The organism is Flavobacterium sp. 22659, assembly GCF_052044235.1.
Taxonomy (GTDB): Bacteria; Bacteroidota; Bacteroidia; order Flavobacteriales; family Flavobacteriaceae; genus Flavobacterium; species Flavobacterium johnsoniae.
This window is the reverse complement of sequence record NZ_JBQEMU010000010.1, coordinates 86,818-108,348: the sequence shown is the minus strand read 5'-3', so window position 1 is coordinate 108,348 and position 21,531 is coordinate 86,818. Positions and strand designations below refer to the sequence as shown.

The 21,531-nt window shown below is 32.4% G+C and carries 18 protein-coding genes; 15 read left to right on the top strand and 3 right to left on the bottom strand.

Annotated elements, in window-relative coordinates:
- Nucleotides 1-22: 22 nt before the first annotated feature.
- On the top strand, nucleotides 23-619 hold the full coding sequence (locus tag ACTJIW_RS12185) for a hypothetical protein (RefSeq protein WP_440714350.1): 597 nt from the start codon (nucleotides 23-25) through the stop codon (nucleotides 617-619).
- 78 nt (nucleotides 620-697) lie between these two features.
- Here ACTJIW_RS12185 and lysS read toward each other — a convergent pair whose 3' ends face one another.
- Nucleotides 698-2,401 carry a lysine--tRNA ligase gene (gene lysS / locus ACTJIW_RS12180; protein ID WP_433815621.1) on the bottom strand — a complete coding sequence of 568 codons (1,704 nt, stop codon included), beginning with the start codon at nucleotides 2,399-2,401 and terminating at the stop codon, nucleotides 698-700.
- Between the two features lie 297 nt (nucleotides 2,402-2,698).
- Between lysS and ACTJIW_RS12175 the strand changes: the two genes are divergently transcribed.
- From ACTJIW_RS12175 to lipB, 3 genes are all read left to right on the top strand, one after another.
- A complete protein-coding gene (locus ACTJIW_RS12175) occupies nucleotides 2,699-3,424 on the top strand; it encodes a hypothetical protein (RefSeq protein WP_440714349.1) in 726 nt (241 codons plus the stop codon).
- A 127-nt stretch (nucleotides 3,425-3,551) separates the two neighbouring features.
- On the top strand, nucleotides 3,552-4,304 hold the full coding sequence (locus ACTJIW_RS12170; protein WP_440714348.1) for a hypothetical protein: 753 nt from the start codon (nucleotides 3,552-3,554) through the stop codon (nucleotides 4,302-4,304).
- A 5-nt stretch (nucleotides 4,305-4,309) separates the two neighbouring features.
- Nucleotides 4,310-5,008: a lipoyl(octanoyl) transferase LipB gene (gene lipB, locus ACTJIW_RS12165; protein ID WP_012023998.1), complete on the top strand. Its 699-nt coding sequence runs from the start codon at nucleotides 4,310-4,312 to the stop codon at nucleotides 5,006-5,008.
- A gap of 36 nt (nucleotides 5,009-5,044) precedes the next feature.
- Here the strand turns inward: lipB and ACTJIW_RS12160 are convergent, their stop codons facing one another.
- Nucleotides 5,045-5,710 carry a ribonuclease HII gene (locus tag ACTJIW_RS12160; protein WP_440714347.1) on the bottom strand — a complete coding sequence of 222 codons (666 nt, stop codon included), beginning with the start codon at nucleotides 5,708-5,710 and terminating at the stop codon, nucleotides 5,045-5,047.
- 336 nt (nucleotides 5,711-6,046) lie between these two features.
- Here ACTJIW_RS12160 and ACTJIW_RS12155 point away from each other — a divergent pair, with 336 nt between their 5' ends.
- The 6 genes from ACTJIW_RS12155 to ACTJIW_RS12130 all read left to right on the top strand — a co-directional run bounded on the left by ACTJIW_RS12155 (nucleotide 6,047) and on the right by ACTJIW_RS12130 (nucleotide 15,954).
- On the top strand, nucleotides 6,047-9,154 hold the full coding sequence (locus ACTJIW_RS12155) for a SusC/RagA family TonB-linked outer membrane protein (protein ID WP_440714346.1): 3,108 nt from the start codon (nucleotides 6,047-6,049) through the stop codon (nucleotides 9,152-9,154).
- 7 nt (nucleotides 9,155-9,161) lie between these two features.
- Nucleotides 9,162-10,709 carry a RagB/SusD family nutrient uptake outer membrane protein gene (locus tag ACTJIW_RS12150; RefSeq protein WP_073410864.1) on the top strand — a complete coding sequence of 516 codons (1,548 nt, stop codon included), beginning with the start codon at nucleotides 9,162-9,164 and terminating at the stop codon, nucleotides 10,707-10,709.
- Nucleotides 10,710-10,894: 185 nt separating this feature from the next.
- Nucleotides 10,895-12,868: a putative porin gene (locus ACTJIW_RS12145; RefSeq protein WP_440714345.1), complete on the top strand. Its 1,974-nt coding sequence runs from the start codon at nucleotides 10,895-10,897 to the stop codon at nucleotides 12,866-12,868.
- Between the two features lie 42 nt (nucleotides 12,869-12,910).
- Entirely contained in the window at nucleotides 12,911-14,272 is a 1,362-nt protein-coding gene (locus tag ACTJIW_RS12140; protein ID WP_012024003.1) for a pyridoxal-phosphate dependent enzyme, read from the top strand.
- A gap of 130 nt (nucleotides 14,273-14,402) precedes the next feature.
- Complete coding sequence (locus ACTJIW_RS12135; protein WP_440714344.1) at nucleotides 14,403-15,674, top strand: DUF2851 family protein; 1,272 nt, start codon at nucleotides 14,403-14,405, stop codon at nucleotides 15,672-15,674.
- Between the two features lie 52 nt (nucleotides 15,675-15,726).
- Nucleotides 15,727-15,954, top strand: a complete 228-nt coding sequence (locus ACTJIW_RS12130; RefSeq protein ID WP_008466940.1) for a PspC family transcriptional regulator — start codon at nucleotides 15,727-15,729, stop codon at nucleotides 15,952-15,954.
- A gap of 50 nt (nucleotides 15,955-16,004) precedes the next feature.
- On the opposite strand, the gene ACTJIW_RS12125 is transcribed toward ACTJIW_RS12130, so the two are convergent.
- Entirely contained in the window at nucleotides 16,005-17,474 is a 1,470-nt protein-coding gene (locus ACTJIW_RS12125) for an APC family permease (RefSeq protein WP_073410859.1), read from the bottom strand.
- A 273-nt stretch (nucleotides 17,475-17,747) separates the two neighbouring features.
- On the opposite strand from ACTJIW_RS12125, the gene ACTJIW_RS12120 reads away from it, so the two are divergent.
- The 5 genes from ACTJIW_RS12120 (at nucleotide 17,748) to hpf (ending at nucleotide 21,402) form a co-directional block, all read left to right on the top strand.
- Nucleotides 17,748-18,635: a ComEA family DNA-binding protein gene (locus ACTJIW_RS12120; protein ID WP_440714343.1), complete on the top strand. Its 888-nt coding sequence runs from the start codon at nucleotides 17,748-17,750 to the stop codon at nucleotides 18,633-18,635.
- A 12-nt stretch (nucleotides 18,636-18,647) separates the two neighbouring features.
- Entirely contained in the window at nucleotides 18,648-19,790 is a 1,143-nt protein-coding gene (locus ACTJIW_RS12115) for an acyl-CoA dehydrogenase family protein (RefSeq protein ID WP_012024007.1), read from the top strand.
- A gap of 87 nt (nucleotides 19,791-19,877) precedes the next feature.
- Nucleotides 19,878-20,072 carry a 30S ribosomal protein S21 gene (gene rpsU / locus ACTJIW_RS12110; RefSeq protein ID WP_012024008.1) on the top strand — a complete coding sequence of 65 codons (195 nt, stop codon included), beginning with the start codon at nucleotides 19,878-19,880 and terminating at the stop codon, nucleotides 20,070-20,072.
- A 100-nt stretch (nucleotides 20,073-20,172) separates the two neighbouring features.
- Entirely contained in the window at nucleotides 20,173-21,066 is an 894-nt protein-coding gene (locus ACTJIW_RS12105) for a tyrosine-type recombinase/integrase (protein WP_440714342.1), read from the top strand.
- 33 nt (nucleotides 21,067-21,099) lie between these two features.
- Entirely contained in the window at nucleotides 21,100-21,402 is a 303-nt protein-coding gene (hpf, locus tag ACTJIW_RS12100) for a ribosome hibernation-promoting factor, HPF/YfiA family (protein ID WP_012024010.1), read from the top strand.
- Nucleotides 21,403-21,531 lie beyond the last annotated feature (129 nt).

The window sequence follows — 21,531 nt, the reverse complement described above, 5'->3', positions numbered from 1 at the left end:
TTATAATTTAAAATATCAGATTATGAGAAATAAAATTTCAATTCTAGTTACAATTCTGGCATTATATTCATGTCAGAATAAAAATGATTCAAAAAATATTGTCAAAACAATTGTTCAGGATACTTTATCTAAAACAATAGGAGGAACAGCAAATTTAAGCGATGCTCCGCCAAGAGATGATAAAGCAGTAGAGCTGATACGAAAACAATTGAATGTTTTATTAAAAAAAGATATTCCTGCAATGACAAAAGAAGATCGTTATTTTTATTACGAAGAATTTGATTTGAATAATGATAAGAAAAACGAGTATTTTGTTGGGTTTTCTAATTCCTATTTCTGCGGTAGCGGAGGCTGTTCCGGATATATTTTAAATAACGATGGAAGTGTAATTAATCATTTTACCGTGACCGATTTTCCAATTTATGTCACGACTTCATCTACTGAAAAGTTTTATGACCTTTTGATGAAAAGCGGCGGTTTATTTCATCATATAAAAATGAAAAACGGAAAATATCCTTCGAATCCATCTATAGAAGAAAAATGGAAAGGAGATGTTCCTAAAGAAACTACCAAGATTTTGGATATCAATGATAAAAAGTATGAAAAATATTCGTTCTAAAAAGAAAACCCGACAGGTTTTTAAAACCTGTCGGGTTTGAATATTATAAAGTTCCAATTTGGAATTTTAATTTGAAATTTAACCAACTAGTTCCACAAATTTAAACTCGCCGTCAACAACAACTTTAGTTAAACCGTGTTTAGATAAGTTTTTCATAGACGCATCCCATTTTTTACCGCTTAAGTTAGCTGTAATTTTTAGCTGCGTTAAATCCATTCTGTTTTCATTTTTCGTAAGCAGGTCAATGATAAATTTTTCTTCATCAGAAAGTTCAATCTGAGCTTGTTTTTTCTCAGGACGCATTTGAGGGAACAATAAAACTTCCTGAATAGAAGCATTGTTTGTTAAATACATAATCAAACGATCCATTCCAATTCCCATTCCAGATGTTGGAGGCATACCGTACTCAAGAGCTCTTAAGAAATCTTCGTCGATAATTCCGTTTGCTTCGTCATCACCTTTTTCAGAAAGACGCATTTGGTCTTCAAAACGCTCTCTTTGATCGATTGGGTCATTTAATTCAGAATATGCATTTGCGATTTCTTTTCCGCAAACCATTAATTCAAAACGCTCAGTCAAATCTGGATTATCTCGGTGCTCTTTACAAAGCGGAGACATTTCTTTTGGATAATCTGTAATGAAAGTTGGCTGAATATAATTTCCTTCACATTTAGCTCCAAAAATCTCATCAATCAATTTTCCTTTACCCATTGTTTCGTCTACCTCGATTCCCATTCCTCTTGCCGCTTCAAACAATTCTTGTTCTGTTTTTCCAGAAATGTCGAAACCAGTAAAATGCTTGATAGAGTCTGTCATTGTAACGCGTGCATATGGCGCTTTAAAGTTGATTTTGTGCTCGCCAAAAGTAACTTCGCTAGTTCCGTTAACAGCAATTGCACAATGCTCTAATAAACCTTCAGCAAATTCCATCATCCAGTTGTAGTCTTTATAAGCTACATATATTTCCATTGCAGTAAACTCAGGATTATGCGTTCTGTCCATTCCTTCGTTACGGAAGTTTCTAGAGAACTCATAAACACCTTCGAATCCACCAACAATTAATCTTTTTAAATATAATTCATTCGCAATACGCATGTAAAGCGGAATATCAAGTGAGTTATGGTGCGTAATAAATGGTCTTGCCGAAGCTCCGCCAGGAATTGACTGTAAAACCGGAGTATCTACTTCCAGATATCCAGCATTGTTAAAATAACCACGCATTGCAGTAAATAACTTTGTACGTTTAATAAACGTTTCTTTTACCTGCGGATTTACAGTTAAATCTACATAACGCATTCTGTAACGCAATTCAGCATCGTTGAAAGCATCGTGTACATTTCCGTCTTCGTCAACTTTTGGTAAAGGTAACGGACGTAAAGTTTTGCTTAAGAAAGTAAAGCCGGTTACACGAATACATTTCGCACCCACTTGTGTAGTAAACAATTCACCTTCAATACCAATAAAATCTCCTAAATCGGTTAATTTTTTGAATACTTGGTTGTATAAAGTTTTATCATCGCCTTCGCATAAAACATCACGGTTTACGTACAATTGAATACGTCCTTCGCTGTCTTGTAATTCAGCAAAACAAGCCTTACCCTGATCACGAACACTCATCAAACGTCCCGCAACGATAACCTTCTTACCTTCCTCAAAAGTTTCCTTTATCTGCTTCGAAGTATGATTTACAGGAAAAAGATTAGCTGGATAAGGATTGATTCCCAGATTGCGTAAGTTTTGAAGTTTTTCTCTTCTGATGATTTCTTGTTCTGATAATGCCATTTTGTGCTCTATTTTTTAAGTGTGCAAAGATAAAGAAAAGAATGCAGAATTTAGAATGCTGATTTTAGATTTTTTGCAGTATCAATTTATTGGAGTTCAACCACCTTTCGTCCCGCTATCCGCTTGTATCTTTTCTTCCCTAAAGAAGGGAAAAAAAGGATACCGCTTCTATCGGGGCTGGACTAGATGTTTTGTTTTTTGGATGTGCTTTATTGTTGGGTAAAATATTTCTGTAAGAAATAAACGTAGAAAAACTTACTATCTTAGCTTCTTAAAACCTTAGCCTCTTAAAAATAAATGAAATATTTATCGATTTTTCTACTACTGGTTTCTTTTACCGGCTGTCAAGTTACTGAAACTATTACAATCAATCCAGACGGAAGCGGTGTTGTAGAAATGAAACAGGATAGAGAAGAAAATAGCTATATGCGGCTTGCAGGCGAAGAATATACTAAAGAGAATGTTTTTAAGGATACAACTTATATTTTTAAGGATTACATTAATAAATACAATGAAAACTTTTTGAAATATCTGCCGGAAGAACAACAGTTATTTCAAAAATATGCCAATGTAAAAGTGCATACCAAAAGAAGTTCTTTTGAAAAAGAATATAGAAATGAGTTTGTCCTTCATTTTAATACAGTTTCGGAAATTCCGGATTTGTATAAAACAGAAGATTATGCATCAGATATTGAGCATAATTATGCCTTAAGTGCAGAAAATCATTATTTCAGAATCGGTTATAATTTTGACGGAAAAACTTTCAGCCGTTTAGTTTCGATTATAAATGAAACAGAGCTGGAAAAAGCAAAAAAACAATCTAAAGAATTCAATGCTAAATATGGCGCTTTAAAATTAGTACAGTCATATGTTTTAAATTATCATTTTCCCAGAAATATAAAATCAGTTTCTAATTCAAAAGCTTTTATTAGTGCAGACAAAAGATCTTTAACCTTAGAATTTCTGCTTTCAGATTGTTTGCAAGATCCTGAAGTGACAAATTTAGAAGTGGTTTTAGAATAAATTCATCTGCGCGGTATCCGTTACATCTGCCAAATCCGTTAGCTATTTTTTCGCCTCAACGATTAAACAAATCAACAATTAAACAATTCAAAATAGACTTCGTATCTTTGATAAAAATTGTACTACGATGAAATTATATAAATTATTTGCTTTTTGTTTTTTATTAGCAACTCTAACAAGCTGCACTTTTACTGAAAATATTACAATTAACGATAACGGAACCGGAAAATTCTCTGTAGATATGGACGGTTCGGCTTTAATGGAAATGGCAGGCGACCAGATAGGAAATCAAATGGGAGCTGATGCAAAAAAAGAGATCGATTCTAGTTTTACTTTCAAACAATTATTTGACGAGAAAAAAGACAGTATTGCAAAACTATCACCTGAGACTCAAAAAGAAATTAAAAAACTCGAAAATTTTGTAGTCAATACTAAAATGAGTTCTGAGAAAAAGCAATTTTTAATGACGTTGTCGACTGACTTTAAAAATGTAAACGAAATGCAGGATATTCTGCAAACACTCAGCACACTTCAAAAACTAGAAGGCGGAGCAGCTACATCTCCTTTTGGAAGTGGTTTTGGAGACAATAACAGTAAATTAAGTTATAGTTACGACGGGAAAAAATTCACCAGAAAAGCAGTTATTGATGCGCAAAAAAAGGCACAAAAACCGAAAGATTCTGCCGGAGATATGTCTAAAATGATGTTTGCTTCTTCAACTTATGTGGTGAAATATAATTTCCCAAAAAAGATAAAAAAAGTATCCAATCCAAACGCTTTATTCAGCGACGACCGAAAATCAATTACAATTCAATACCCTTTCACGGATTATATGGAGAATCCTGACAAACTTAACTTTGATGTTGAGTTTGAAAAATAATTAAAATGAATAAAAAAATTCAACTTCAGGATCTGGGAAACAGAGACTATAAATCGACTTGGGAATATCAGGAAGAACTTTTTCAGGATATTGTCGATTTAAAAATCAAGAACAGAAGAGAAGAACTGGACTTGCCAACATCCAATTATTTATTGTTTGTTGAGCATCCGCATGTTTATACTTTAGGTAAAAGCGGCGATTTAGAAAACTTATTATTAAACGAAAAACAACTCGAAGCAAAAGGAGCGGCTTTTTATAAAATTAATCGCGGCGGTGATATCACATATCACGGACCGGGACAAATTGTTGGATATCCAATTCTGGATTTAGAAAATTTCTTTACGGATATTCATAAATACCTGCGTTTACTCGAAGAATCTATGATTTTGACTCTGGCAGAATATGGATTAGAGTCTGGCAGAAGCGAGGGCGAAACAGGAGTCTGGCTGGGAGTTGGAACTCCGTTTGCACGTAAAATATGCGCAATGGGCGTTCGTGCTTCGCGCTGGGTAACCATGCACGGATTTGCTCTAAATGTAAATGTTGATTTAGGTTATTTTGATAATATTATTCCGTGCGGCATTCGTGGAAAAGGTGTTACGTCTTTAAACGTTGAACTTGGCGTAGAAAAAGTAGATGAAGACGAAGTAAAGTCTAAAATCATAAAACATTTAACCCATTTGTTTGAAGCTGAAATAGTTTAAAATAAAAAAAGACTTATCATTTTGATAAGTCTTTTTTTATTCGAAAAAATTAAGCTCTAATTGATCCGGCAGAAGTCTAAAACTCATTCGGTGATATTTTGTAGTGCCATATTTCTTAATCGCTTCGCGATGTTCTTTGGTTGGATATCCTTTGTTTTGTTTCCAATTGTACATTGGAAATTCTTCATGAATTTGGTCCATATATTCGTCGCGGTATGTTTTTGCCAATATAGAAGCAGCGGCAATACTTAGAAATTTAGCATCACCTTTAATTATACTTTGATTAGGAATTGATTTTAAGAGTTCAATTTCTTCTTTAGAAAATTGCTTCCCAAAAGTATTTTTCAATCCCAATTTTGCATTTAGAGAACGATTTCCATCAACAATAATATATTCAGGTATATGTTTTAATTTCAAAATACATTCCTGCATTCCTTTCATAGAAGCATTTAAGATGTTTATTTCGTCAATTTCATCAGGAAATAAATGCGTAACCGAAAAACAAAGCGCCTGTTCTTCTATAATAGGTTTTAAAAGTGCTCTTGCTTTTTCAGACAATTGCTTACTGTCGTTTAATATGTTATTCTCAAAAACATTGGGTAAAATTACCGCGGCCGCGGTAACCGGCCCCGCTAAACATCCACGTCCAGCCTCATCAGTTCCAGTCTCTAAAGTAAATCCTGAATAATTAAGTTGCAGCATTTTTATTTTTTTTGAACCACAAATATTATATTTTTTTTTCTAAAAATCATTAAAAAGCAATATTCAAAATAAAGGAGGTAAAGTCTTTTATTTTGATAAATTGAATACAAGTATGTTAATTTTTAACAATCGCTTTAATGGTATTGTGTTTGATTTTGGAAAAAAAATGAGTTTTTAGAAAAAATGATTTATGTAATGCTTTTATTTAAAAGTAAGTTATTTCTATTTTATTATATTTTTTAAGTAGGAAAAGTATTTATTTTTAACATTTTAAAATTTGTTTTGTAAGAAAATAAATTGATTTTTGTCAGGTTATTAACTTAAAATAATTTTAAAATGAGATTAAAATTTACGTTTATTTTAACATTGTTGATGTTGATCTGCACGCAGTTTTCTTTTGCACAGGAAAGAACAATATCAGGAATTGTTACAGATGGAGGTGGAGCGGTTCCGGGAGTCAATGTGATTGTAAAAGGAACCAAAAATGGTACGCAAACCGATTTTGATGGAAAATATTCGGTAAAAGCCAAAACAGGAGATGTTTTAATTTTCTCTTACATGGGAATGCAGGATTTTACAGCAACAGTAGGAACCAGTTCTGTTGTAAATGCTAAACTGCAGGAAGCAGGTAAAGAACTTCAAGAAGTTGTTGTTGTGGGTTATGGCGTACAAAAAAAGAAAGAAGTTACAGGTTCAATTTCTAAAATTTCTGGAAATGAAATTGCAAATATAGTTACACCTAGTTTTGAAGGAGCATTAGCAGGAAGGGCTGCAGGAGTTCAAATCGTTACGAATAGTGGTATAATAGGTGTTGCTCCAAAAATTAGAATAAGAGGGATTGCTTCAATATCTGGAGGTACTGAACCTTTAATTGTTGTAGATGGTATGCCTATAGTTTCTGGAGATATTGGAGGAGTTGCAAATACAAATGGTTTAGCAGATATAAATCCTGCTGATATCGAATCTTATGAAGTTTTAAAAGATGGAGCTTCTACGGCAATTTATGGTTCGCGTGCTGCAAATGGAGTGATTTTAATTACGACAAAAAGCGGTAAAAAAGGAACTATGAAGGTTAACTTCTCAAGTACATTAGGTATTGCCAGCGCAGCAAAAAAATATGATTTGCTGCAAACTCCTGATTTCTTAGTTATTTCTAATGAGAAAAGAACTAATGCAGGTCAAAGCCCGTGGGCAATAGGTGATACCTATAATACTGACTGGCAAAGTGCTATTTTAAGAAATGCACCGCAACTTACCCATAATGTTTCTTTTAGTGGAGGTTCTGACAAAACAAAATATTATTTATCTCTTGGGTTAACTGATCAAGATGGTATTAATAAAGGAAATAACATGAAAAGATATTCGATTAGAGCAAATATTGATCAGGATATTAATAGATGGTTGAGTGTTGGAACAAATTTAAGCGTTACTAGAACAGAGTATAATGGTTTAAACACAAATGCAAGCGGTCTTTCTGGTAATATTTTTAATGCTATAAGACAGCAGCCAAATGTTCCTATTTATGATCCAAACAATCCAACAGGTTACAATCTTTCTGAAGATAATACTACTGTTGGTAAGTGGGATAATACTGATCCGGTTGGAGATAATATTACAAATATTGTTTATGTTTTAGATCATAATAGATATTATTCAAAAGTAAATAGAACATTGGCAAATATTTTTGCAAATGCAAAAATTACATCTGATTTGACTTATAGGTTACAAATAAGTGCAGATAATGCAATTACTGATGGTTTTCAGTATTGGAATCCAATTCATGGAGATGGACGTACTAGTAATGGAATTCTTTATAATGATAATACTGAGTACTTAAGATGGAACTGGCAGAATATTTTGAACTATAAAAAAACATTTGCAGAGAATCATAATATTGGAGTTACGCTTGTCTCTGAATATCAAAAGCAGACTTATAAGAATTTTTGGGGAGAAGGTACAGACCTAATGAGCGATTTTTACAATAAAAATCTTGTAGATAATTCTTATTCAACAAAAGATTCAGGAGGATCGGTTACAGAAAATGGTATTATTTCTTATTTAGGGCGTTTTACATATAACTTCAAAGAAAAATACTTTATTCAGGCTTCTATTAGAAGAGATGGTATTTCAAAATTAGACCCTGATACCAGATGGACAAATTTTCCGGGTGTTTCTGCAGGCTGGACAATTTCTAAAGAAGAATTCATGCAGCCTCTAAGCAGTGTAATTACAGATTTGAAACTTAGAGGGTCTTATTCTAAGGTTGGAAATACCGATATTTTAAATGGAGCAAATTATCCATATTTAGGATTAACAATCAGTTCTCCTTATGCTAAGTTAAATGGTTTAGGTTATTATCAATTTGGTAATGATAAACTTCAATGGGAATCTAGCGCAAAAAGCGATTTTGGAGTTGATTTAGGATTACTGAATAATCGTTTAACGATTGCTTTTGATTACTATAGAAATAATATTGACAAATTAATTTTAGCAGCACCAACAGCACCTTCACTTGGAGTTCCTAACAATACCATTAACAAAAATATTGGAAAGCTTTATAATCAAGGTTACGAGTTTGCGGTTAGTTTTAAGGCATTTAAAAATGAAAAATTCACATGGGATTTATCTTCTAATCTAACATTGTCTAAAAATGTTGTAACGAATGTTTACAATGGTCAAGATATTATTGGAGGATCATCTACAGACACAAATATTGCTCCTAATATTATTATTAGAGAAGGTGAATCATTAAATTCTTTATATGGATTTAGATATTGGGGAGTAAATAAGGCAAATGGTAATCCGGTTTATTATAAAGCAGATGGTTCATTAGTGCAAGGGTTAATCGGACAGTCTACTTATGCTGTTTTTGATCCGGCAGATCCAACTAATACCAGTACTCCATCATCTTTAAATTCAGCTACTGATAAAGTTATATTAGGAAAAACACTGCCTACTTATTACGGTTCATTTACTTCTAGCATGAAATATAAAAATCTTGATTTAGGTTTTATGTTCAGATTTAGCGGAGGAAATAAGATTTTTAATGGTACCAGAAGAGAACTAATGAATCAGAACTTTAATAATAACAGTACTGAAATTTTAGGAAGATGGCAGAGTGTTGAAAACCCTGGAGATGGATGGACGCCGCGATTATATGCAAGTTCTAACACATTTACGAATCTTTCAGGAAGTGCAAGTTCGCGATTTGTTGAAAGCGGAAATTTTATTTCTCTTGATAATATAACGTTTGGATATACTCTTCCTAAAGAATTAATGGATAGAATTAAGGTTGATAATTTTAGATTTTTTGTTCAGGCCCAGAATATCTGGTTAATTACTAAATATAAAGGACTGAATCCAGAAATGGAAACATCAGGAGTAGATATTAATGGAACTCCTAGAACAAAAGTGATGTCAATGGGAATTAATGTAAGTTTATAATAAACCTATGAAAAATTTAATAAAATCGATTATAGTTTCTGCACTTGTTTTTGGAATGAATTCTTGTACAGAAGAAAAAATATTGGATTTAAGTCCAATTAATAATATTTCAGAAAAAGATGCTTTTTCAACACCATCATTAATAGAATCTTCAATGAATGGCGTTTACAATGCAGCGGCAATTGGACAATATAATGCTGTTCCTACTTTACCAAATGGAGGTAGAGGTTATATTTGGGGAGCTGCTTTTATTGAGCAGGGAGAATGCCGAGGCGAAGATGCTGTGAACACTGCAACATTCTATCAATTAACTTATACAGCAACTTACGATCCAACTACAGCTAATAATGTTTATTATTGGGTTGATGGTTACAGACTTATTAACAGATGTAACTTAATGATTGAAGGAACAACAGATGCTGTGGCTAAAGGTATTATATCGAAAGAGGTAGGGGATGATTATATAGGTCAGTCCAAATTTTTACGCGCAATAACTCATTTTGAATTGTTAACTTACTTTGCGCGACCTTATAATTATACGCCAAATGCAGATCATTTAGGAATACCTTACAGAGAAGTTGGTGTTAATACACAAGGAGAAATTGATTCCGAAACGTTAAAACCTAGAAATACTGTAGCAGAATGTTATGCAAAAATCTTAGCAGACTTAACAGATGCTGAGAATTTGATAACTACTAATTCAATTGCTAAGGCTTCTAAAAATGCCGCAATTGCATTCAAAACAAGAGTTTATCTTCATAAAAGAGATTGGCAGAACGTAATTACTGAAGGAAATAAATTAAATGGTCAATATACTTTAACTGCTAATCCAGGAGAACCTTTTGTTTTAGCTAATAACTTTACGAATTCTGAATCTATTTTTTCAATTCAACATTCTGCAACATCTAATCCTCAAACTAATGGAGCATTAGCAAGTATTTTGAAAAACAGGGGATTGGTAACAATTAGTCCTATAATTTGGCGTGACCCAAGCTGGCTTTCTACTGATAAGAGAAGAGAAGAAGGGAAAATGATTGTAACAGTTGCTGGAAGAAAATATACTAATAAGTATACTGATGTAACAAACTTGTCTGATGCAGCTCCTGTGATTCGATATGCAGAGGTTTTATTAAACATGGCAGAAGCATATGCCCGTATGGGGTCAGATTTGACAGAGTCTTTAAATTTATTAAACAAAGTTAGAAATAGATCTTTGGCAAACCCAGCAGATGAATCATATACGTCAGCAGATTTAAATTCAACACCAGCTTTAGTGAATGCAATATTAAAAGAAAGAAGGATTGAATTTTTAATGGAAGGACGCAGATGGTCTGATATTCATAGATTACAAGGTGATGATATTGCGCCAATTGATGGTATCCCTGCTAAACTTGCTAATGCAGCACCGGCACCGGAACTATTTACATTAGGTACACCATATACAGGTCCTTATGGAGTGCCTGCTATACCAGCCTCAGATTATAAGTTTTTGTGGCCTATACCGCAAATAGAAATGAATACTAATCCGGCATTAGTTCAAAATCCAAATTGGTAGAACTCAAAAATCAACTGTAACCCCTTCAATTATCTTTTAATTGAGGGGGTTATTAATTAATTATGCTTTGTAATTAAAACAAAAACTTCTCAATACTAACAATTTGTTTTTTTTCGTTTATACGTTTTTATCTTTTACCTTTGCTCAACAAATTTTGCCGAAATAATTTTATATAACGCTATCAAATGAGAATATTCATTTTTTTATATCTATTAATTATACCAACATTATTGTTTTCTCAAGAAAAAACTACTTCAAAAGGTAGTTTAGATATGAATACAAAATATTCAAGTATAACAGACACTGTTAAAAAGAAAAAGGCAAAAATTGCTAAAATAGAGCAATATCAAATTATTTCTCTGGAACATGATACCATTCATGCAGATACTTCGCTGACTATAAAAAGTGCCTATAAACAAAACCATCTTAGAAAAGATCTTTTTGGGCTTTTAGAGTTTCCAAATATAGGACAGCCGTTAAATATCCTGCAATATAGTTTAACCAGTTATTCACCATATCCGGAAATTGGTTTTACTGCCAAGCATTACAATTATATACAAGCTGATGAGATAAGATATTATTCTGTTCCAACACCTTTAACGGAGTTGTTTTTTAATACCACAATAAATAAAGGTCAGAATGTAGATTCGTTTATTACATTAAATACATCTAAAAATCTTAATTTCTCAATTGCTTATAGAGGTCTGCGTTCAGAAGGAGATTACATTAATCAGTTAGTAAGTGCAGGAAATTTTAGATTTACGACAAGTTATGCGACTACAAATCGAAGATATGCCTTAAATGTACATTATACTTATCAGGATAATTTAAACGAAGAGAATGGTGGTATTACAACAGCTGAAGATTTTGAAAGTGGTAGTGCCGATTTTAAAAACCGTCAACGTCTGCAGGTTTATCTAACAGATGCGAAATCCTTTTTAAAAGGAAGACGTTTGTTTTTTGACCATGCTTTTAGAATAAATCCTAAAGATGGAAATAACAACTTATACATAAACCATCAGTTTAATTACGAAAATAAATTTTTCGAATACAATCAGGCAACTGTTCTTTCTGCTGTTGATGGATTTGCAGAGCCGGTAAAACGTTTTGGAGAATCTTATGTAACAAGCGGTATAAACGATCAGACACATTTTGAAAGACTGTATAATAGAGTTGGAGCTGCTTATGAAAATTCTCTTTTAGGTAAATTCAATTTCTTTGTTGATGATTACCGATCAAACTACAAGTACAACAGAATTTTAATTGATGCTTCTGGAAATGTTATTCCTGATAATTTGTTTTTGCAGATTAATAATTTCGGCGGGCAATATGAATATCAAAAAAATAAATGGAATGGACGCTTTTTATATACAAGATCGATTACAAACCAATCATTATCAGATCTTGACGCTAAATTGCGTTATGATTTAAATGATAAGATACAATTTGATTTTAGATATAGAAATATCAACAAACTGCCTAATAATAATTACAACTTGTACCAAAGCAGTTATGTAGAATACAATTGGTCGAATAACTTTAAAAATGAAAAAATAAATTCATTAGGTGCAAGCATTTCTACACCTTGGGTAAATGCTGAAGCTCAATATACAGTCCTAAAAGATCACTTGTATTTTGTTGATATGGCAACTCCTGCACAAGCAGCACTTAGAACACAAATTGTAAAACCGGCTCAGTACGGAAATGTGATTAATTATTTAGAAATTAAAGCCAGTAGAGAATTTAAATTTGGAAAATTTGCTTTAGACAACACATTATTGTATCAAAAAGTAGATCAGTCAGAGTTGATTTTAAACGTGCCTGATTTTGTAACAAGAAACACATTCTATTACACAAATTACTTTTTCAAAAAAGCGTTATACGCACAGGGAGGAGTTGTATTTAACTATTTTACCAAATATTATGGAAATAGTTACAATCCTGTTATTGGAGAATTCTTTGTGCAGAATACTAAAGAAATTGGTAATTATGCCACTTTTGATGTTTTCATAAATGCACGAATTCGCCAGACACGCTTTTACTTAAAAGCAGAACATTTAAACGCTTTGTTCTCAAGCAGTAATTATTACTCAGCACCTGATAATCCGTATCGTGATTTTGTTATCAGATTTGGTTTAGTTTGGAATTTCTTCCAATAAAAATCATACAATTATTTAAATACCACATTAAACTTAAATAAAATGGACTTTTCAAATAATATTTTAGAAACAATTGGTAACACACCATTGGTAAAACTCAACAAAATTGTTGCTGAAATTGATGCGTTAGTATTGGCAAAAGTCGAAACATTTAATCCGGGAAACTCTGTAAAAGACAGAATGGCCGTAAAAATGATTGAAGATGCTGAGGCTGACGGAAGACTTAAACCAGGAGGAACTATAATTGAAGGTACTTCTGGAAATACCGGAATGGGACTGGCACTTGTAGCAATCGTAAAAGGGTACAAATTAATCTGTGTAATCTCAGATAAACAGTCGAAAGAAAAAATGGATATACTTCGTGCTGTTGGAGCAAAAGTTGTAGTTTGCCCTACAGATGTTGAGCCTACAGATCCACGTTCGTATTATTCAGTTTCAAAACGTTTGGCCGAAGAAACACCAAATTCATGGTATGTAAACCAGTATGATAATATGTCAAATTCGTTGGCACATTATGAGCAGACCGGCCCGGAAATCTGGAAACAGACAGACGGAAAAATTACACATTTTGTTGTAGGTGTTGGAACTGGAGGAACAATTTCTGGAGTTGGAAAATACTTAAAAGAAAAAAATCCAAATATTAAAATCTGGGGGATCGATACTTATGGTTCTGTTTTTAAGAAATACCATGAAACAGGGATTTTTGACGAAAACGAAATTTACTCATACATAACAGAAGGAATTGGAGAAGATATTTTACCTAAAAATGTTGATTTCTCCTTAATTGACGGTTTTACAAAAGTAACCGATAAAGATGCTGCTGTTTATACAAGAAAAATTGCTCTTGAAGAAGCTATTTTTGTTGGTAATTCTGCAGGAGCCTGTATAAAAGGATTACTTCAGTTAAAAGAACACTTTAAACCAGATGATGTTGTTGTTGTTTTATTTCATGATTCAGGAAGCCGTTATGTAGGTAAAATGTTTAATGATGACTGGATGCGTGAACGCGGATTCTTAGAAGAAAATGTTACTAAAGCAGAAGATGTTATTAAAGATCACATCGACAAGGAATTAATTGTTGTTCGTACAGAAGAATTAGTTTCTCATGCCATTGAGCGTATGCGTAAATATAAAATCTCGCAGATTCCGGTTGTTGATATAAACGGTTTTGTTGGTTCTGTAGATGAAACAGATTTGTTTAGAAGTTATGTTGCTGATAAAAATGTAGCCGAAAAACCAATTAAAGAAGTAATGGGGAAACCTTTTCCAATTGTAAAATTAGGAACACCAATCGAAGAAGTATCAAAACTATTTACCAAAGAAAATGATGCAGTTCTTGTTGATTTAGGAAACGGAAACCATCACATTATTACAAAATATGATATTATTGGCTCTATAAAATAGGCTTATAAATAAAACTTTAATCCACAAATCAGATTGAATCAGGTTTGTGGATTTTTTATTCCTTAAAATAAATTTGTAAGAATAGTATTAAATTTGTTATTTTTAAATTGTAATTACAATAGTAAAAAAAATGAAAGAAGATTTTCTTCATTATTTATGGAAATTCAGGAAGTTTGATAACCTGAATTTAAAAACAGTACAAAATGAATCAATCACAATTATTAAGCCTGGTGATTATTTAGAACTTTCTGGACCAGATTTTTTCAACGCACACATAAAAATTGGAGATCAAAAGTGGGCAGGAAATGTAGAAATACATTTAAAATCTTCAGATTGGTATCTGCACAATCATGAAAAAGATCCTGCTTATGAAAATGTTATTCTCCATGTTGTTTGGGAGAATGATACAGCAATTTTTAGGGAAAACAACACAGAAATCCCAGTTTTGGTTCTTAAGGATTATGTTTCTCAGGAAATAATAGAAAATTATTATGCACTTGTTTCGCCAAAAACATGGATTTCCTGTGAACGACAATTAAATGAGATTGATGAATTTATATTTAAAAACTGGCAGGAAAGATTGTTTTTTGAACGGTTAGAACGCAAGTCGGCATTTGTTTATGAATTGCTTGAAGAAACAAACCAGGATTGGGAAGCCGTTTTGTTTTGTATGCTGGCAAAAAACTTTGGCTTAAATACAAACGGAAATTCATTTTTACAGATTGCTAAATCAATACCTTTTTCGATTATTAGAAAGGAAAGTTTTGAAGCAGGCAGTCTTGAAGCTTTATTTTTGGGAACTGCAGGTTTGTTAGACGGGGAAAAAGAAGATGTTTATTTTAAAGATCTGAAGTTTAAGTATTTTTTTCTTCTCCATAAATACCAATTAGTAAAAACACATGTTGATCCGGTTTTGTTTTTTAAGCTCCGTCCGGATAATTTTCCAACAATAAGACTTTCTCAACTTGCGGAATTATATCATAAACATCAAAATTTGTTTTCTAAAATAATCGCTTTAAAATCTGCTAGAGAAGTTTATAACCTTATGAATGTTTCTTCGGGAGAATATTGGAAGAATCATTATCAGTTCGATAAAGAAAGTCCAATGAAAGCGAAACCATTGTCAAAATCATTTCTGGATTTGATAATTATAAATACTATAATACCAATTCAGTTTGCTTACTCAAACACAATAGGAGAGTTTGTAACAGAAGATTTAATTGATTTTATGGTCGAAGTTGATTCAGAAAAAAATGCCGTTATAGATAAGTTTAATTCATTTGGCATAAAATCGGCAAACGCATTTGAGAGTCAGTCTCTGTTAGAACTTAAAAATGAATACTGTAATAATAAAGCCTGTTTAAAATGCGCTGTTGGAATTGAATTGCTTAAAAACAATTAGATAATTTGTACTTTTGTAATCAGGAATATAAAATCTAAAGTCTAAAATAAAGATGTCAGCAATTTTAAAACTTAAATTCTTTTTCGAAAAATATGGTTTCCATGTTTCATCGAGATTAGCAGATAAATTGGGAATGCGTGTAACAAGTGTGCGATTATTTTTTATCTACATATCATTTGTAACTGCTGGTTTAGGATTTGGAGTTTATTTAACTCTGGCCTTTTGGATTAGATTGAAAGATTTAATTCGTTCTAAAAGAACTTCAGTATTTGATTTATAAAAAAAACTCCAAATCTTAGATTTGGAGTTTTTTTTTATATAAATAGTATTTTATTCTTCAGTTGTAGTATCGTTAAGTCTTGATCTTTTCTTACTGTATCCGAAGTAAACCAGAATACCAATTATAAGCCATCCAAATGATAATAATTGAGCATCTAAACTTAAATTGAAAATTAAGTAAGAATTGATTGCGATTCCAAGAACAGCAATAATTGGTAAAGCAGGAACTTTAAAAGTTCTGTTTAATCCCGGTTGTTTTACTCTTAAAATCCAAACAGCGATACAAACCATTGTAAAGGCAAACAAAGTACCAAAACTTGTCATATCAGCTAATTTGTTGATTGGTGTAAATGCAGCAACAGTTGCTATAATACCTCCTAAAATCATTAAGTTTGTTTTTGGAGTTCCGGAAATAGGATTTACTTTAGAGAAAACAGAAGGAATTAATCCATCTTTAGACATACCTAAGAAAATTCTTGATTGTCCCATGATCATTACCATTAATACAGATATCAAACCTATAGTTGCAGCAACTGTAATAATAGAACCAGCCCAGCCTTGCCCTGCAATATCAAACGCATAAGCTACTGGAGCTTTAATAGCATCAGGGTATTTTCCTAGTGGATTAAAATCTTGGTAATTCATCATTCCTGTTAGTACTAATGAAACAAGAATATATAATGTAGTACAAATTAATAAAGAAGCAATGATCGCAAACGGAACATCTTTTTTAGGATTAATAGCTTCTCCGGCTTGTGTAGAAACAGCATCAAAACCAACATAAGCAAAGAAAATTGCAGCAGCTCCGGAAACAATTCCTCCAATACCATAAGCATTATGAGTCGTTTCTTTTTCTATGATCTGAGTTGCTTCAGGAATAAACGGGCTCCAGTTTGCTGTGTTAATAAAGAAAAGACCAGCTATAATTACAAAGATTACTGCAGATACTTTAAGGATTACAATAGCATTATTTGCTTTAGCAGCGCTTTTTGTACCTTTAATAAGTAATGAAATAACTAAAATTACAATCAAGAAAGCAGGAAGATTCATTGAAAATCCTTCACCAGTGTAACTTGCAGGGTCTGTTGTGAGCCATTCAGGAAGTTTAATGTGAAACAATTTAAGTAATTTGTTGAAATATCCTGACCAGGAAACGGCGACTGTCATTGATCCCATTGCATATTCAAGAATAAGTCCCCAGCCGATTATCCATGCAAACATTTCTCCGATAGTACCATAAGCATATGCATAAGCAGATCCTTCAACAGGTAAGATAGAAGCAAATTCAGAATAACAAAGAGCTGCAAAAACACAGGCAATACCTGCAATAATAAACGAAATTGCTAAAGCTGGACCTGCATGGTAATAAGCTCCAGTACCGGTAAGTACAAAAATTCCACCACCGATAATGGCACCAACCCCAATGGCAGTAAGGCTCCATTTTCCAAGGACTCTTTTTAAATCACTTTTTTTCATATCAGCCTCAAAGGCAGATATTGGTTTAACTCTCCAAATTGACATACTATTTTATTGGTTTATTTGTTATTAAGTGCCAAATGTATTGTTTTTTGTAAAAAATAAAAACAATTATCATGTTTTAAGTTATAAAATATTTAATTTTTTGGATGAATAATTATTGGGTTTGCTTTAATAGCTGAGATTCATTAAATTAATTAGCAAGTAATGGATCGAACTTTAACTTTTTGAGAATTGTGTTTTTTATTATTTTTCTTATTAAATGTGTAAATTCTTACGTAATTTGCACTGTTTTAATTTTTGATTTTTTTATTAATAATGAATTTTCAGGTACTTAACCGTTATTTTAAGTTTACAAATAGACAACAAACAGGGATTTTTCTATTTTTTACTATAATAATTATTTTACAGCTTATTTATTTTTTCTCGGATTTCAGTAAGGATGAAAAAATCTCCGCAGAAGAAAAGCAATGGCTTTCAATCCAAAATGAGATAGACGCTCAGAAAAAAAATGAGTTAGAGAATAATCACAAGGTTTATAAATTTAATCCAAATTATATATCAGACTATAAAGGGTATAAACTGGGAATGTCGATTCAGGAAATCGACAGGCTGTTAGCATTTAGAAAACAAAATAAATATATCAATTCTGCAGAAGAATTTCAAAATGTAACCCAAATTTCAGATTCTTTATTAAATGTGCTTTCACCGCTTTTTAAATTTCCGGACTGGGCGCAAAATAAGAATGACTTCAAAAAAGAAAAAAAAGAATATGTCCCGAAGGTGTTCGAAAAAAAAGAAAGAATTATTTTGACAGATATCAATCAGGCATCTCAAGAAGATCTAATAAAGATATATGGGATAGGAGAGGTGCTTTCTACAAGAATATTGAAACAAAAAGAAATATTAGGAGGTTTTGTTTCTATGGAACAACTAACAGATGTTTGGGGATTATCGCCAGAAGTAATAATAGAATTAAATAATCATTTTAAAGCCGTCTTACCTTCTAACTTTAAAAAGATTCCTATAAATGACGCGTCATTAAAAGAGTTGTCGCAGTTTCCATACTTTAAATATGCATTAGCCAAACAAATTGTAACGTATAGAAGTATGAATGGAAATTTTAATAATATTGAGGATTTGTCAAAAATTAAAGGTTTTCCTGTTGAAAAAGCAAAAATAATTAGTTTATATTTGGAGTTCTAAAAAATTAGTAAAATGAATTTTGAATATAACGAAACGCAGTCAATGATTGCGCAATCTATAAAAGACTTTGCTGAAAAGAATATAAAACCTTATATAATGGAGTGGGATGAGGCGCAGATTTTTCCTGTCGACTTGTTTAAGAAATTAGGTGAAATGGGATTTATGGGGGTTTTAGTACCTGAAGAATATGGAGGTTCAGGATTGGGTTATCACGAATATATTACAGTAGTTGAAGAAATCTCAAAAGTTGATCCTTCAATAGGATTGTCTGTAGCTGCGCATAATTCACTTTGTACAAATCATATTCTAACATTTGGGAACGAAGAACAAAAGAAAAAATATCTGCCAAAACTAGCAACGGCTGAATTTATTGGAGCTTGGGGGCTTACAGAGCATAATACAGGCTCTGATGCTGGAGGAATGAATACAACAGCTGTTAAAGATGGAGATTTTTGGATTATTAATGGGGCAAAAAACTTTATTACACACGCTATATCTGGAGATGTAGCTGTTGTAATTGTTAGAACTGGAGAAAAAGGCGACTCAAAAGGAATGACAGCTTTTGTATTAGAGAAAGGTATGGCAGGTTTTTCTTCGGGTAAAAAAGAGAATAAGTTGGGAATGCGCGCGAGTGAAACGGCTGAATTGGTTTTTGACGGCTGTCGTGTGCCAGATGCAAATAGATTAGGAGAAGTCGGTCAGGGATTTGTTCAGGCAATGAAAATTTTAGATGGAGGCCGAATTTCAATTGGGGCCTTATCATTAGGAATTTCAAAAGGAGCTTACGAAGCAGCATTGAAATATTCAAAAGAAAGATATCAGTTTGGTCAGCCAATCAGTAATTTTCAGGGAATTTCTTTTAAATTGGCTGATATGGCTACAGAAATTGAAGCCTCAGAACTGCTTCTGCATAAAGCTGCTTATTTAAAACAGCAACATAAACCAGTAACAACTTCGGGAGCTATGGCAAAAATGTACGCATCAGAAGCTTGTGTGAAAATCGCAAATGAAGCAGTTCAGATACATGGAGGTTATGGTTATACAAAAGATTTTCCGGTAGAGAAATTTTACAGAGACTCTAAATTGTGTACTATTGGAGAAGGAACTACCGAAATTCAGAAACTGGTTATTTCGAGAAACTTATTGAAAGAATAGATTTTGTAAAATAATTTACATTTTATAATTCATAATTCATAATTAATTTTTACATTTGCAGCCTTAACGAGAGGAGGTGTCTATATTATGTTAATTATACCAATTAAAGACGGAGAAAATATCGATAGAGCATTAAAGCGCTATAAGAGAAAATTTGATAAAACAGGAACTGTTCGTCAATTAAGAGCACGTACTGCTTTTATTAAGCCTTCTGTTGTAAAAAGAGCTCAAATTCAAAAAGCTGCTTACATTCAAACTTTGAAAGATAGTTTAGAAAGTTAGTATTTTGCTTTTCAAAAATAATTACCGTTAGTGGTCAAAATGTATTAATTTTGATCCTAACGGTTTTTTATTTTAAAACCTTTTGTAATTTATTGATGATATGAAATCAAATAAGCAGGCATTTCAGGATTATTTACAGTTTGAGAAAAAATATTCTCCTCATACTGTAAATGCTTATTTAAATGATTTGGGTTTTTTTGAAGAGTTTAATAAAGAGCGTTTTGAGCAGGATTCTATTGAGAAAGTAAATTATAGTCAAATCAGGAGCTGGATTGTTTTTTTGGTAGATCAAGGAGTTTCGAATGTTTCTGTAAATCGTAAAATGGCGTCTTTAAAAGCGTTTTATAAATTCCTTTTAAAAATAAAGCAGATAGAGGTAAGTCCAATGCTTAAACATAAAGCGCTCAAAACTCCTAAAATTGTCCAGATTCCGTTTTCAGAAAAAGAAGTAAGTGATTTGATGTTTGGAGTTGGGTCTCCAATTGGCTTTGAGGAGGTTAGGGATAAGCTTATTGTGGATTTGTTTTATACTACAGGAATGCGTCGGGCAGAATTGATAGGTTTAATGTTGAAAAATGTTGATTTGTCTTCGGGTGTTGTGAAGGTTTTGGGTAAAAGGAGTAAAGAACGTATTGTGCCGCTTCTGCCGATAGTTGCGGATCAAATTAATTTATATATAAAAGAAAGAGAGCAGCTTGATCAAATTGTGGATTCTGAATATTTTTTTATTTCGAAAAAAGGGTTAAAATTAAGCGAATCTTTTGTGTATCGATTAATAAATTGTTACTTTAGTAGGGTCTCTGAAAAGGTAAAGAAGAGTCCGCATGTGCTTCGGCATACTTTTGCGACTCACTTGCTGAATAATGGGGCAGATTTAAATTCAGTTAAGGAATTATTAGGGCATTCGAGTTTGGCGTCTACGCAGGTTTATACTCATAATAGTTTAGCAGAGTTAAAAAAAGTATATTCAGAAGCACATCCGAGAAATAAATAATAGTTCCAAAAGTTTAACCCTAAAATTATTATTATGAAGGTAGATGTTCATGCAGTTAACTTTACTGTCGACAGAAAATTGGTGGATTTTATTCAAGAAAGAATGGATAAACTTGAAAAGTATTACGACCGAGTGGTTTCGGCTGATGTTTTTTTAAAAGTTGAAAGAACAAGTGAGAAGGAGAATAAAGCAGTAGAGATTAAGATTAATGTTCCGGGAGATGAGTTTTTGGTTAAAAAGCAGTGTAAAACCTTTGAGGAAGCTGTGGAACTTTCGGCAGAATCGCTAGAACGTTTGCTGGTTAAAAGGAAAGAAAAAATTAGAGCACATATATAATTGAAATTTTTTTTAAAAAATGTTTTGATTAAAAGATAAAATAGCTACATTTGCAGTCCGTTAGAAATAGCGGACTTTTTTAATGTATTCGCCGATGTAGCTCAGCTGGCTAGAGCAGCTGATTTGTAA